The organism is Martelella sp. NC20 (genome assembly GCF_013459645.1).
Lineage (GTDB): Bacteria > Pseudomonadota > Alphaproteobacteria > Rhizobiales > Rhizobiaceae > Martelella.
In genome coordinates, this window is sequence record NZ_CP054861.1 from 1,424,806 (window position 1) to 1,439,769 (window position 14,964).

Annotated in this window: 9 protein-coding genes; 6 read left to right on the forward strand and 3 right to left on the reverse strand. The window is 61.7% G+C overall.

The features are described from left to right. Positions 1–12: 12 nt before the first annotated feature. A complete protein-coding gene (locus tag HQ843_RS06845) occupies positions 13–2,871 on the reverse strand; it encodes a tetratricopeptide repeat protein (protein ID WP_180899218.1) in 2,859 nt (952 codons plus the stop codon). Between the two features lie 510 nt (positions 2,872–3,381). Between HQ843_RS06845 and bcsN the strand changes: the two genes are divergently transcribed. The 3 genes from bcsN to HQ843_RS06860 all read left to right on the forward strand — a co-directional run bounded on the left by bcsN (position 3,382) and on the right by HQ843_RS06860 (position 9,206). After that, the gene (gene bcsN / locus HQ843_RS06850; protein WP_180899217.1) at positions 3,382–4,473 is read left to right on the forward strand and encodes a cellulose biosynthesis protein BcsN; all 1,092 of its coding nucleotides are present in this window, start codon (positions 3,382–3,384) and stop codon (positions 4,471–4,473) included. A gap of 201 nt (positions 4,474–4,674) precedes the next feature. Next, complete coding sequence (gene bcsA, locus HQ843_RS06855) at positions 4,675–6,864, forward strand: UDP-forming cellulose synthase catalytic subunit (RefSeq protein ID WP_180899216.1); 2,190 nt, start codon at positions 4,675–4,677, stop codon at positions 6,862–6,864. Beyond that, the gene (locus HQ843_RS06860) at positions 6,864–9,206 is read left to right on the forward strand and encodes a cellulose biosynthesis cyclic di-GMP-binding regulatory protein BcsB (protein WP_180899215.1); all 2,343 of its coding nucleotides are present in this window, start codon (positions 6,864–6,866) and stop codon (positions 9,204–9,206) included. Before bcsA ends, HQ843_RS06860 begins: the two co-directional genes overlap by 1 nt. Here the strand turns inward: HQ843_RS06860 and HQ843_RS06865 are convergent. Next, positions 9,194–10,120, reverse strand: coding sequence for an ROK family protein (locus HQ843_RS06865; protein ID WP_371822066.1), 927 nt, complete (start codon positions 10,118–10,120; stop codon positions 9,194–9,196). The genes HQ843_RS06860 and HQ843_RS06865 overlap by 13 nt on opposite strands. A gap of 391 nt (positions 10,121–10,511) precedes the next feature. Here HQ843_RS06865 and HQ843_RS06870 point away from each other — a divergent pair, with 391 nt between their 5' ends. The 3 genes from HQ843_RS06870 to HQ843_RS06880 all read left to right on the forward strand — a co-directional run bounded on the left by HQ843_RS06870 (position 10,512) and on the right by HQ843_RS06880 (position 13,975). Then, on the forward strand, positions 10,512–11,552 hold the full coding sequence (locus HQ843_RS06870) for a helix-turn-helix domain-containing protein (protein WP_180899213.1): 1,041 nt from the start codon (positions 10,512–10,514) through the stop codon (positions 11,550–11,552). 133 nt (positions 11,553–11,685) lie between these two features. After that, complete coding sequence (locus HQ843_RS06875; RefSeq protein ID WP_180899212.1) at positions 11,686–12,207, forward strand: DNA packaging protein; 522 nt, start codon at positions 11,686–11,688, stop codon at positions 12,205–12,207. Next, entirely contained in the window at positions 12,197–13,975 is a 1,779-nt protein-coding gene (locus HQ843_RS06880; protein ID WP_180899211.1) for a phage terminase large subunit family protein, read from the forward strand. The genes HQ843_RS06875 and HQ843_RS06880 overlap by 11 nt, the downstream gene beginning before the upstream one ends. Before the next feature lies 1 nt (position 13,976). Here HQ843_RS06880 and HQ843_RS06885 read toward each other — a convergent pair whose 3' ends face one another. Next, positions 13,977–14,873 (reverse strand): hypothetical protein, encoded by an 897-nt coding sequence (locus HQ843_RS06885; protein ID WP_180899210.1) that lies wholly within the window; start codon positions 14,871–14,873, stop codon positions 13,977–13,979. Between the last annotated feature and the right edge of the window lie 91 nt (positions 14,874–14,964).

Genomic DNA, 14,964 nt, shown 5'->3' on the forward strand with positions numbered 1-14,964 from the left:
TCGACCGCGTCGTCAGTTGCTGCCCGGCAGGCCCAGCCGGTTGCGGGCGAGCGCCAGACCCTCCATGCCCTTGGGATTGCCCATTTCGGCGAGTGCGCTGAAGACCTTGTGGGCGTCGTTGAAGCGGCCGAGATTGTAATAGGCGTAGCCGCGGATCACCATCAGGCCGGTTTCTTCTGGCGCGAGCTGGTCGCGCTGGGCAAGCAGCAGCAGCGCATCCTGATAATGTCCGCCCTGATAGGCGGCGATCGCGCGCGCTGACAGGATATCGACCTGCAGGTTGAGCTGGCGTTCGCGGCTCAGCGGCTCCTGTGAAGCGGCGACGGCGGCCTTGTTGGTCAGGCCGAGGCGCATATAGGCAAGGCTCTGGCCGTAGGCGGCTTCCTCGCGGTTTTTCGCCGATGACGAGCCGAGCGCGGTCTCGAAGGCGCGGGCGGCTTCGGTCGGCCGCTGCAGATCCATCAGGCACCAGCCCTGCCGGAGCGCGGCGTCGGGCGACAGGTTTTCGGCGGAACGTCCGCTCCAGCAACTGGCGCCGGAAGAAGACGAACTGCTCGCGGCGACGCGCCGGGTCGATGTCGTCGTGGCGGTGCGGGCCACGGCCGGCTCGGCGGTCGAAACCGGTATCGCCGTACCCTGGGGCAGCTGGGTGCCGGCGGGCAGCCTGGAGACCATCACCTGGTCCTCGCTCGCATTGGCGGCCCCGACGACATTCAGGAAGTAGGCCACCTGGAACTGGCGCAGATAGTCGCGATTGGCGTAGGCCTGTTCGTCAAACCGGTAGATTTCGGTTTTTTCCGAAGGCTGGCCGGTGGTGTAGAATGCCGCCTGAATCTGGGCCGCGGAGGGTTGATAGCGGTTCGCCTCCGGCTGCAGGGCGGAGTTCAGCACGGTCACGGTCTGGACGCCGGACACCGGATCGGTGCGGATCATCGAACGCGGAATGCTGAGCCGTTCCAGCGTCTGGGTGCGGCTTGCGGCGCTTCCCGGCGCCGCCGTTTGCGCGGCAGCGCCGCCGCCGTAATAATACTGGTAATATTCCGGTACGTAATTGGCAGTGGTGGCGTCCGTTCCATCGATCCCGGGCCCTGCGACAGGCGCTGTCAGGGCCACGCCGTTTTGGGGCTGGCCGGGCGACGAGGGCACCGCCGTGGCGCCGATCGGCGTCTGCTGGCCGGTGGCGAGATCGATCTCGGCGATCGGCACGGCGACGGTGCGGCTGGCGCCGTTGGTCTCGGTCAGTACCGTCAGCTCGAACACGGTCGCCATCATGTTCTCAAGCGTCGTCACCGGCGCGTTGGGATCGTTCAGCCAGGCGATGCGCTCGGAATAGGGCGCCCAGACCCTCTGCATCAGATAGACGCCGGGCTTGTAGTTCATGGTGTTGAGCGTCAGCGTCACGCCATAGGCCGCTGGTTCATACGAGGGCTGCCAGGAAAGGGCCGCCTCGAACCACTGGAGAGCGGCGAGCGGCTGGTTCAAATCTTTGGAATACCAGCCGAACTGCTGGGCCGCGGTCATGCTCCTGGCTTCGGTGATGACCTCGGCCATGCGGCTCAGGACATCGGTGGAATAGTCCTTGCGCGGAATCCGGCCGAGCATCCGGACGACTGCGTTCAGATAGGTATCGAGCGCTTCATTGCTGTCGTTGCGCCAGGGATACATCACCGCCTCGGCCTCGTCGGCCTTGTCCTGCTCGATCAGGATCAGCGCCAGCCCTTGCGAAATCGTGGCCGAGTCACCCTCTTCGCGCGCCTTGCGGAACCACGGCTCGGCGGCCGAATCGCTGCCGCGAACCAGGAAGTACCAGGCGAGCAGTTCGGCGTCGTTGGCCGAGTTGGAGGTGTTCGCCAGTTTCTCCATCGCCGCCAGGTCTTCCGGGGAGACGATGATGGATTCGTCATCGCCCGCTTCCGCCATCCGGTCACGCAGGAGGTTTTCACTGATCTCCTGAAACTCGGGCATGTCGCTTTCGCCGGGACGCTCATAGCCGATCAGCGTCTTCATGTCGTCATAGGGCATGACGGCCAGCGCCTTTTGAAGGGTGGCGAGGCGTTCCTGCGTAGCGTCGCAGTTCTTCATGATATAGGTGTAGTCGTCCATCGCGCGGCCGAGCTTGTCGGTCTTGGCGAAGGCTTCGCCCACCAGCCACAGGACGTTGATCTCCGCGCAGGTCAGGATGCTCGGCGATTGCGAGGCAAGGTCGATGACCTTCTCGTAGTCGCCATCTTCCGACGCCTTGACCAGCGCGGTCCGGTTTTCGGCGATCTGCAGGCGGTCGACCAGATCGGCCGGCGGCGTCCAGTCGGGTTCCTCCGTTCGCCGATCCTGGATCATCTGGCGGACTTCGGCGTAATTGCCCCTGGCATAGGCCTGCCACATGGCGTTGAGTTGATCGTCCTCGCCATCCTCGACGGCCAGCGGATTGGAAGGCGGCGTCCAGTTGGGGTAAAGCGAGCGCAGCCGCGAGATTTCGGCCTGGAGACGCTCCAGATCGCCCTGCTGGGCGAAATAGCGCAGCGCGCTTTCGTCAACCGCCGGGCGCTCCGGTTCCTGGGTCGGCCGGGTTGCCGCCTGCTGGGCCGGCTGCGGCGTCGTGGTTTGCGGCAGCGTGGTGTTGTCGGGCAGGTTGCGCAGGTCGGCGGAAGGTTCCTGCGCCTGGGCCTCGCTCACGGCGCTGAAGCGCGGCGCGGGTTCGGGCGCGGGTGTCGGCGCGTCATCGCTGACGATTTTCTCATAGGCCTGGCTGAAGGCCTCGGTCGGCTCGGCAAGCGCGGTCGAGACCGGAAGCCTGCGGCCGGGCGCGCCCATGCTGATTGCACCGATCATGGCGATCGCGCCTGCGGTCAGTGCAATATAAGTCAGCTTCATCGCATCCATACTCCGGCCGAGCCGCGGGCCCGGATTCCGTAACCGACTGTGCCCGCGTTATTTACATACCCCCACTGTTCACCGCCCGCATCGGCTCCGTCCCGGCGGCGCCGGGCGGAACCTTCAAGCTTTGTTGCGGCGGGCTTCTCGCGGCTTGGCATATCGGTTCCCTGTATACGGGTTGCGGCGAACGTCATGTGATCCACTACAAACACGTATTGTCGTTAAGAAATATTAAAAGAATGGGCGAATATCGCCAAACTTTCAGGGAAATTGTTAATTTTCTCATGTGTCGCAGCGGGGATGCGTTAGGTCTTTGTTTACCAAAGTCTGAAAAATATGAATGTGGAATCAAAAGGCCGGCTCGGGCGTTTCCAATGCCCCTGACCGTGACAAACCAAGGTGTGCTGTAAGATGACAATTGCCGTTGCCCGTCAGATCAGGTCCCGATGCCGCGCGGCATTGGGCCTTTTCGCAGTGGGCCTGTTGGCAAGCTGTGCCGGCAATCTCATGCCGTACACGTCATCGGTGCGCAATCTTCTGCCGGAAGAAGCCGTGATCATGCCGCCGCCGGGCGGCCCGGCGATCGTCTCTGTGCTCGAGAAGCAGTTCTCCAACGCCATCGACCAGCAGATCATGCTGCGCACCGATGCGCGCACCCCCGGCCAGAACGCGATCCACGCGGTCTTCTTCGGCACCCGCAACTATTCGCGGATGAATGGCAACAGCCTGTCCTACCAGTCGATCACCGACCGTCGCATCGATGAAGAGATGCGCGAGGAACTGCCCGGCGTGCGCATGGTTCGCTCGCCCTATTACGTGCAGAACAATTATGGCCCGTTCGGCTATGCCTTCGGCCATGGCAGGGGCAGCGATCTGTGCATGTATGGCTGGCAGCAGATCAGGCCGGGTCAGGACAGCCTCGCCGCTTTCGGCCAGGCCGGCACGATCCAGGTGCGCGTGCGGTTCTGCGAGGCCGGCGCCAGCGAGGATGACCTGCTCGGCATCATGTATGGCTACACCATCGCCGCGGCGGTCGAGGCCTATGGCTGGAACCCCTATGGCGAGCAGGCCGGCCCGCCGCCGCTTCTGGGCGAGACCGGCGCGCCGACCTATCCGCGCAAGGCCTATGATCCGAGGCCCGAGCGCGTTGCCGATACCGAAAAGGTGCTGAAATCCTCGACCGTCAGCACCACGCCGGTGACACGCGCGGCGACGTCATCGGTCGCAACCGGCGACGAAATCAACGTCGATGTCGTGCGTCTGCCGCCCGGAAGCCTCCCCTCCGCCGGTTATGTCGGCACGCCCGCCGTGCCCGGCGCCTACACGACCGGCCTGCCCTCGGTGGGCGCACCGGCCTCGACCATTCCGACGCCCGGCCGGCAGGCGCCGGCTGCATCGGCGGTTCCGGCCGCGGTCTCGCCGACGATCGGCGCTCCGGTTTCCGCACCGGCGGCCGCCAACATCCCGGTGCCGGCGCGTTCCTCCACGACGTCATCGCCCGCGACCTCGGTCGTGGGAACGCCTGCGGCGGGCAGAAGCTCGATCCCGGCGCCGCCGTGCCGTCTGCTTCCGGGATCGACGACCGTGAGCTGTGAGTAAATTTTCGATCGCGAACCCTCCGGTCAGGATGGAAGGCGGCGCGCCGCTTCCCGATGTAACGCATCACGGCCGTAGCGGGCTTTTCACGCAAAGCGGGGTCGCTTGTGCCAGGGTCCTCAGAAAAAAAGTATACCGGCGCAAGACAATTTTTAGTTTTCTTGCGTATATGTCCGGAATATTCCGTTCGGAAGGATCTGTCTGATGCGTAAGATCGCAGTCACTATTGCCTGGATCATAACCGCGATCTTTGTTCTCGGCCTTGTCACGCTCCCGATTGATCTTCGTACCCAGATCGTGGTGAGCTTCGTTGCCGTGGCCGTGATGCTGGTTCTCAAGCAGATGCATGCCGAAGGCAACTGGCGCCTGATCGCGCTGGCTTTCGGCACCTCGATCGTGTTGCGCTATGTGTTCTGGCGCACCACGAGCACGCTTCCGCCGATCACCGAACTGCAGAACTTCATTCCGGGCGTCCTGCTTTACTGCGCCGAAATGTTCTCCGTGGGCATGCTGGCGCTCAGCCTGTTCGTGGTTGCGCTGCCGTTGCCGGTGCGCCCGCGCTGGGGCAAACTCGAGGGTGACCTCCCCTATGTCGATGTCTACGTGCCGTCCTACAACGAAGACTCGACGATGCTTGCCCATACGCTGGCCGCCGCCAAGGCCATGGAATATCCGCCGGAGAAGCTCAAGGTCTACCTGCTCGATGACGGCGGCACCGAGCAGAAGCGGAACTCCAAGAACCTGGTGGAGGCAAGTCTTGCCCAGACGCGCCATCGTGAGCTGAGGCAGATTTGCGCCGAACTCGGCGTCGGTTATATTACCCGCCCGCGCAACGAGCACGCCAAGGCGGGCAACATGAACCACGCGCTGCAATATACCACCGGCGACCTGATCGTGGTGTTCGACGCAGACCATGCGCCGGCCAATGATTTCCTTCAGGAAACGGTCGGCTATTTTCTGGAAGACCCGAAGCTCTTCCTGGTCCAGACGCCGCATTTCTTCATCAATCCGGATCCGCTGGAGCGCAATCTCAGAACCTATGAACTGATGCCGAGCGAGAACGAGATGTTCTACGGCATCATCCAGCGCGGCCTCGACAAGTGGAACGCCTCGTTCTTCTGCGGTTCCGCCGCGGTGCTGCGCCGCGAGGCGCTGAATTCCGTGAACGGCTTTTCGGGCGTTTCGATTACCGAGGACTGCGAGACCGCCGTCGAACTGCACTCCAACGGGTGGAACAGCGTCTATGTCGACCGCCCGCTGATTGCCGGCCTGCAGCCCGCGACCTTCTCCAGCTTCATCGGCCAGCGCAGCCGCTGGGGGCAGGGGATGATGCAGATCCTCCGGTTCAAGTTTCCCCTGCTTTTACGCGGGCTGACCCTGCCGCAGCGGCTTTGCTACATGTCGTCGAACCTGTTCTGGCTGTTTCCCTTCGCGCGCGCCTCGTTCATGATCGCGCCGCTGTGCTATCTGTTCTTCGGCCTGCAGATCTTCGACGCCTCCGGCGGCGAGTTCCTGGCCTACACGCTGTCCTATCTGATCGTGAACCTGTTGATTCAGAACTATCTGTTCGGCCAGTTCCGCTGGCCCTGGATTTCCGAGCTTTACGAATACGTCCAGACGGTCCACCTGATGCCGGCGGTGGTCTCGGCGATCATCAATCCGAAAAAGCCGTCCTTCAAGGTGACGGCGAAGGACGAGTCGATCGAGCACAGCCGACTTTCCGAAATCAGCCGTCCGTTCTTCATCATCTTCTTCGTGTTCGTCGCGGCCAGCGTGATGATGGTTTACCGGCTCTACGCCGAGCCGTATCTTGCAGGCGTCACCTGGGTGGTGGGCGGCTGGAACTTCCTCAACCTGTTTCTGACGGCCGCAGCACTTGGCGTCGTCTCGGAAGCGGGCGAACGCCAGAAGGCGCGGCGCATCAAGATGTCGCGTCGCTGCGAACTGGTGATCGGCGACAGCGTCTATCGGGGCACGATCGAGGATGTCTCGACCGATGGCGCGGGGCTTCAGGTGCAGGTGCGCGATCTCGACCGTCTGCGCCCCGGCACCCAAGCGCTGCTCCGGGTCGAGCCGCATCGCGGCGGCGACGCCGGCGAGGTGCCGGTGATGATCCGTCACGCCCGCTCGCTCGGCGAACTTGCCATGGTCGGCTGCCGCTACGCGCCGGTCTCCAGCCTGCATTTCTCGGTGATCTCGGATCTGATGTTCGCCAATTCGGAGCGCTGGCAGCAGCTTCTGCAATCGCGCAAGAACGATCCCGGCACGCTGGTTGGCACCTTCTGGTTCATCAAGATGTCGGTGCGCCAGATGGGACGCGGCATGAGCTACTTCATCGGCAAGTATCAGCCGAACACGGGCGGCGGTTCTGCGCGGGCGAAAGGCAAGAGCTGATGAAACGGATTCTGCTTTTCCTGGCATTTCTCCTCACTGGCGCTTCGCTGGTCTCGGCCCAGACGACAACGCCGCCATCGACCTCCGTTGCGCCTTTCGATATGGGCGGGGACGGCTCCGGTCCGCTCCCACGCGCGCCGTCTGCCTCGCCTGCCTCGCCTGCCGCCACACCCGAGCCCATAGCCGAGGCGGTGCCGTTTTTCCGCTACATCGTGCCGGCCGACCAGATGCGGCTCGAGGGCGAGAATGGCGAGCGGGCCTGGTCCGTCTATCTTACCGAGGCCCAGGCGAAGTCGGCTTCGCATTTCAATGTCGGCTACCAGAACTCGATCTTTGTCGCGCCGGAATATTCGAAACTGACGATTGCCTTCAACAATGTCGAGATCGCAACGCCGCCGCTGGATTCGTCCGAGCGCAAATCGGACCTACGCTTCGAGGTGCCCGCCGGCGTGCTGAAACCGGGCTACAACCAGTTCTCGATCAGGATCAAGCAACGTCACCGCACCGATTGCGATCTCGATTCGACCTATGATCTGTGGACCGACATCGATCCGCAACGGACCTTTCTGATCTTTGACGATCCCGCCACCGCCGAGCTTTCCACCGTCGGCGATATTCGCGCGGTTGGCGTCGATGCCATCGGGCGGACGCAGTTCCATATCGTCGCGCCGGGGCTCAACGATGCGATCGCGGGCGATCCGCTGCTGGAACTTGCGCAGGGGCTGGCGCTGCTCGCAGACATGCCGAACACCTATTTCACCTATTCCATGTCAGAGCCGGTGAAGTTCGGCTCCGGCGTGCTGCCGGTCTATGTCGGGACGCCGGATGAACTGCGCCCGCTGCTCGGTGATGGGTTGCCGGACCTCGGCACGGCGCAGTCTGCCCGTTTCGTCGGCACAGATGCGCTCGGCCAAAGCGTGCTGGTACTGGTTGCGCCGTCCTGGCAGCGGATCGGCCCGCTCATCGACGGCATCACCGCGCCTGCCGGCCGCAGCGCCGCGATGAAGGACGAGGCCTACTCGACGCATTCCTGGCGCAAGCAGGATACCCAGCTTCTGACCGGCCACAAGACGCTGACCTTCGAGCAGCTCGGTATTCCCACGCAGGAATTTTCCGGCCGCGTGTTCCGCGCCGAATTCACGATCGGCCTGCCCGCCGATTTCTACGCCAACGCCTATGGCGAGGCCCGGCTGATGCTCGATGCCGCCTATGGGCCGATCGTGCTGCCGGGAAGCCGTCTGCATGTGTTCGTCAACGACCAGCTTGCCGCCACCTGGCCGATCAGCACCGTCAACGGCGCGGTGCTGCGGCGTACGCCGGTGCGCTTCACCATGCGCCACCTGAAGCCCGGCGTGAACAAGATCGTGCTGGAGGCGGCGCTTCTGACCAAGGAAGATGCCGCCTGCCTGCCGGGCGCCACGGCCGACGATACGCCGCGCTTTGCGGTGTTCGACACCACCGAATTCGAAATGCCGAATTTCGGCCGCGTCGCGCAGGTGCCGGACCTTTGGGCGACCGGCGGGACGGGCTTTCCCTATTCGCGCGATACCGCGCGCATTCCGCTCTATATCGATAATCTTAACGCCAACACGCTCGCAACCGCCTCCGACTTCGTTGCCAAGCTTTCCAATGCCGCCCGCCAGCAGATTCCGGTGGATGTGGTGCAATCGATCGAGGATGTGGGCGAGGGCGATGCGATCCTCATCGGTTCCATCGGTCAGGTGCCGACGCAGGCGCTCCGGCAGACCAAGATATCGCAGACCAGCCGCAGCGTGTGGACCCAGCAGGTCGGCGGCGAGGCCAATTACAACGAAGTGCCCGAAACCACGATCGAGCAGTGGGACGAGGCGGTGACGGCCGGCTGGTACAACTGGATTTTCGAGGTCGAGAAATATCTCAAGCGCAATTACGACCTTTCCTTTGAAACGCTGCGCTTCCTGCCGCGGCCGGACACCGACTATCTGCCGCCGAACTCGGTCTCGATGATCATCGCGCAGGAGCCGAGCCCGAACGGGGACGGGGCGTGGACGCTGATTTCAGCGCCCTCTCAGGAAAACCTCTCCAATGGCATGACCGCGCTGATGAAACGCCAGCACTGGGACGCCGTTCAGGGCCGGGTCACCACCTATAACCGGAATACCGGGGTGATCGACAATATCGGCATGGGCGCGACCGACTTCATTTTCGACACGCCGTTTTCGATCAACAACATCCGGCTGGTGGCGACCAACTGGTTCTCGACCAACACGATGTCGTTCTCGCTGGCTTTGGTGATCTTCTCGGTGCTGCTCGGGATCGCCACCAAGGGGATGCTGACCCGCTACGGCCGCTACGAAGACTGAGCGCGCTGCTGAAAGGCAATGGCGGCGGCCCCCGCGAGGCCGGGTTCGGCCCCGCTTGCGGCGGGCACCACCAGGGGACGGTCGAACTTCCAGAGCGTGAGCGGGCGCACTGCGTCGTCGATTGCCGAGAGCAGGTCGTGAGCGCCGGCAAGCCCGCCGCCGGCCGGCACGATGGTGGCGCCGGTCAGGTTGACGCATACCGCCAGCGGTCCCGCGATCAGATCGAGATAGACGCCGACGGTGCGGGTGGCGGCGGGCTCGCCCGCCCGCCAGGCGTCCAGGATCTCCCTTGAATCAAGCGTTCCGCCGCCAAGATGGGCATTGAGCCGCTCGATGCCGCGCGCGCCGGCAACGGTGTCGAGGCAGCCGGAAAGGCCGCAGCCGCAGGCAAAATGCGGTATGGCGATGCCGCCCGCCATTGTCGGCGTGATCGGCCCGTGGCCCCATTCGCCGGCAAAACCGCCGCCGGCATTGATCAGGCGGCCGCCGGAGACCAGCCCGCCGCCGACGCCCGTGCCGAGAATGATGCCGAACACGATCTGGTGGCCTCGTCCCGCCCCGTACACGGCCTCGGCCACGGCAAAGCAATCCGCGTCATTGGCGATCACAACGGGGATGCCCGTCAGGGCTTCGAGGTCGCCGGCAAGATCGGTGTCGTGGATCGCCGGTATGTTGGCCACGATCATCCGGCCAGTCTCGGGATCGACGACGCCGGCAAGTGAAATCGCGATGGCGTCGGGCTTTGCGGGGAGGTTTGCGGCAATGCCGGCAAGCCGCGCCAGAAACGCCTCGCGGTCGCGCGCCGGCGTATCGAACCGCGTCGCCTCACCCGGCGCGCCGCCATTGACGGCGGTCGCCGCCCGGATCGATGTGCCGCCGATATCGAAACTCAAAACGCAAAATGCCATGTCCATTCCCTCGGGCCGCCAAGCCTCGGGTGAGCGGCTCGAGCGGTTGAAAAAGACCTATAGCATTTCGACGTGCGGTGGAATCACCCGTGATTTGCAAAAAAGTCCCCGGAACGCGGGGCAAAGGGGTGGGCCAGATGCCGCCTGAAGGCCCCCGAAATGCGAAAAGGCTTCCGCAAATGCGAAAGCCCTTCGAATTCAGTCAATTGGATGGTGGGCGTAACAGGGATTGAACCTGTGACCCCTACGATGTCAACACAGCTTTAAGCCTGAAACCCCTTTTCGCATCGCCTGTCAGACAGAGCGGGGAGGGTTACTGTTCTGCAAATGTTCTCGGTAATGCTGGGCATAAACTGGGCGCGGTTTCTACCGCCAATTTGGCCGTGTGGAGGCAGGCATGACAGGTGACGAATACACCCGCCTGCGGATGACCTGGCTCGATCAGGTCTATGACGACGAGGCACTGAGCAAGGGCGTTGCGACAAACGTCGCGTTCTTCATCTCGAAGCACTTCAACCGACAGCGGTTCAATGACAGCGGTGTTTTCAGCGCCTGGCCGAGCTATGGCACGCTCGCGGAAAAGGTCGGCTGCACGGAACGCACCGTTCAGCGCGCTGTGGGTCTGCTGAAGGCACGAGGGCATCTGAAGACAAAAGGGAAGGGTGGCCGCAACTGCACGCTGACTTACTTCGCCATTCTGAAGCGCCCGGCGGCGGCGGAAGCCCTTCAGGAGCCCGAAACGACTGCTCAAAAAGGTAGACACCCATGTCCACCTTTTGAACAGGAAGCGGTTTCGGCATCGCCAAAAGGTAGACATTCCACGCCCGAAACGTGGACATCCGACGGTGCAAAAGGTGGACACCCATGTCCTACAAACACTTTGAATAAATCTTTGAATGAAATCGTTGATGGAGACGCGAAACCGCAAATCGAACCGGAACCGCAACCGACCGTGCCAGCCGAGCGGAAGAAGGCTCTGGACGAAGAGAGCGGGCTTGGGCGTCAGAGCGTCACACCGGCCGCAGCGGGCGTTGCTGTTCTCGCTGCCCTGATCAAGGGACCGGGGCCACTGCCACCACCACCGCCCATCGTTCGCAGAGACCCGAGACCGGAATGGTTGATGGATCATCAGGCCAATCATGGATGGCCCAACGTCTACGAGAACCTCGGTAACCCCGAGCGCTGGGCAGATGCTTTCGAAGATCTGGCTTTCGAGATGGAGCCTGTGGTTGCCTCCCGAGACAGCCGCCAGTGGCGGGCATGGGTGGCCGCGTATCGCAAGAGAGGCTGGCCGCTGCCGCCGGAGAACGGGCAGCTTGTCCACTTCCCCGACTGTGGGCCGAAAGGCCTGGACGACTTCCTCCTCCGCCTTGAGACAGCCCTCAAGGTCGAGGCGAGCCCGGCATCGGGCAACGTGTTGCGGCTGGCATCGCGGTGAGGGTGGCGAAGCCAGCCAGAGGCCGCGCTCGGGTCCTTCCTTTAGGCCCTGATGCGGGTATTTGGCACCCCGTGATTTCAGTCACTGAGAGTAAATTTTATAGCTAAAAACAATTGCTTATCCGGGATACGATATGCACGAGACGCATAGCAATCTGGCCGATCCGGCGCTTTCGCAACTGCCGCGTGCCCTTTCGAAATCAGCTTTCGCGAAGCTGATCGCGGTCTCGCCGGGGCGGGTGTCGCAGATGGTCAAGCAAGGTCTGCCGGTCGAGGCTGATGGCAAGATCGACGTTGCGCGCGGCAAGCTCTGGATCGCCGAGAACATCAACCCGACCCGTGCCGCCTCACAGGCCAAGGGGCCGACGCTGTTCGGCGAGGAACGGCAGAAGGCCTCGCTGACCGAAGAGCGCGCAAGGCTCGCCAAGGAACAGGCCGATGCCGCCGAGATCAAGAACGCCATCCTTCGCAAGGAGCTGGTTCACGCCTCCGACGTCGAACGCGAATGGGCGTCGGTCCTGCGCAAGGTCCGTTCCGGCGTCCTCGCCGTGCCGTCCCGCGTTCGCCAGCTTCTGCCGCACCTGACACCGCATGACGTCGAAGCCATCGACAACGAACTCCGCCGCGCCCTGGAGGACCTCGCCCATGACGAATGAGACCCTTGCGAACGTTCGCAAGAACGCTCTTGCCGCTCTGATGCCGCCGCCGAAACGGCGGCTTTCCGACTGGATCGAGGAAACGATCATGCTGCCGGATGACGTGTCGTCGCTGCCCGGCTCGGTTCGCCTCTGGCCGTTCCAGCGCGATATTGCCGACGCCATCGGCGATCCGCTGATCGAGCGCGTGACGCTGGTCAAGCCCGTCCGCGTCGGCTTCACGACCCTGTTGACCGGAGCCCTTGCCGGATACATCGCCAACGATCCATCGCCGATCCTCTGCCTCTTGCCGACTGAGGCCGATTGCCGGGACTACATGGTTTCGGATATCGAGCCGATCTTCACCGCCTCGCCGGAGATTACCGGCCTTCTGGCGCGTGGCGGCAGCGATGGCGACCGCAATACGCTGCTCTCCCGGCGCTTCCCGGGCGGCTCTCTGAAGGTCGTTGCCGCCAAGGCACCGCGCAACCTGCGCCGTCACAACGTCCGCGTTCTGCTCTGCGATGAGGTGGACGGGATGGAGAACGGCGCGGAGGGATCGCCGATCCTGCTTGCCGAACGGCGGACGCTTTCCTTTGCCGACCGCAAGATCGTCATCGGCTCGACGCCGGTCTATGCCAATACGAGCCACGTCCTGCGCTCCTATGAGCAATCCGACAAGCGCATCTTCGAGGTTCCGTGCCCGGAATGCGGCGAATTCCACGAGATCCAGTGGAAGGATATCCAGTGGCCGGAGGGCGAACCGGAGCGCGCGGCCTATCACTGCCCGTTATGCGGCTGCGAGATCGAGGAGCGGTGGAAGCCGCAAATGGTCGCCGGTGGCCGTTGGCGGGCGACACAGCCGGAAATCGCCGACCATGCCGGGTTCCGCCTCAATGCGCTTGTGTCTCTCCTCGCGAATGCCTCATGGGCAAAACTCGCCAAGGAATTCCTTGCCGCCAAGGATGACCCGGCCATGCTTCAGGTGTTCACAAACACCATTCTGGCCGAAGGCTGGAACGAAGCAGGCGAGGAACTGGACGAGAGCGACCTCTACAGCCGTCGCGAGGCATTCGGGCTTGAGTCGGTCCCGCAAGAGGCGCTTGCGCTCACAGCGGGCGTTGACGTCCAAAGAGACCGCCTTGAGATTTCTTTCCTCGGATGGACGGAGCCGGGCGAGTGTTTGGTCCTCGGTCATCGCGTCATCTGGGGCAGTCCGCATGACGAGGAGACGTGGGCTGAACTCGAAAGCCTTCTTTCGACGCGGTGGCCGCATGCCCTCGGTGGACGCATGGGCCTTGATGCCGCTGTGGTGGACAGTGGCGACGGCGAGACCATGGAACGGGTTTATGCCTTCTGCTTTCCGCGATACCGGCGAAAGATCGTCGCGGGTAAGGGTGTCGCCGGAAACCGGCAATGGATCGAGCGCTCGAAGACGAAGCGTGGCGGCAATCTGTTTCTGGTGGGGGTCGATGGCCTGAAGGCCCATATCGTGGCGAGGCTGGCGCGTGGGCGCACTATCCGCTTTGCGGATGATCTGCAACCCGTCTGGTTTGAACAGCTTGCCAGTGAGCGGCTTGTGGTGCGCTATTCGCGTGGGCAGCCGTCACGGCGTTTTGAGCGGATACCTGGCCGTGCGGCGGAGGCGCTGGACTGTGTGGTTTATGGGGTCGCTGCTCGGCAGTTGGTCAATGTGAACTGGCTTCAGCGGGTTGATGATCTGAAGTATGATTTACCACAGGTGCGGCGAGAGGCGCAGCAGGTAGTGCGGAGTCGGTGGTTGGGATGATTTATTGCCGAATGAATCTTGAAATTTTCTTGAGCGAGGTAGCAAATTCTGACTCAACAAAGAATGCATCGACCTTCCCGCATTCTCTTTTCCAATTAAAGAAATCTAATTTATCAGAATTCATCCCAAAGTAATAAACTTTACCCTTTGTGTTCGAAATTTTATCCCAAATGTGCTTATCATTTAAATTAACTCTAACCCCAATTATAAATATTCTCTTCGCGTTCTGAATTGATAAAACCCATTTATTGTATTGATCTTTTACATATTCATCACAAATAAATGACTTTTTTTCCGGCGCATAGACCGCGATCGCTGGAGATAAACTGTCTTCAACTTCGCAAAGATGAATCGATTCCTCGAGGTTTCTAGGTCTAACAGGGGCTTCGATATGTGTACCTGAACCGGAAATACTGATTCCTGAGATCTGGCTTCCCATTAAGTCCGGCCAAAAATTTGCCGACCCATGTATTTTTAAAAGGCTAATACCATCATCATCCCTAGAAGAATCATAGTATATTTTAAGTCCAATATCGTTGGCACATAATTCAAATATCAATTCATAGTTAGTTGATGAAAATATGCTATTTCTATAAAATCTTCGAATTAATTCGTGGTATACATTGTCAGGCTTCGGTTGAAATTGCAGAAAAAAAAGAGCCATTTCGCGCTGAAATGAATCAATCTTTTCGGGGTGCCGCTCCATAAAGGCTGTCATACCTTCTTCAAAGTTTTCCCGAAAGAGTTCCGCAATATCGCTATCAACACTTTTTGCGATTTCTCCTTTTTCCTCGAGCAACTGGAATAGTCCCAAGCCCAATGGCGGTGCATTGGGGATGCAGCCACCGCTTCCAAAACTCGCCCCCGCGCCTAACAAGAAAACATTTTTGATCGACATGCGTCTTATCTCCTCAGTCTAACTCCCGGTCCGCCTCCATTCTCGGAGATGAATAGTACGCCCGCGCTTTCGAGAGCCGAAACGACAGCGC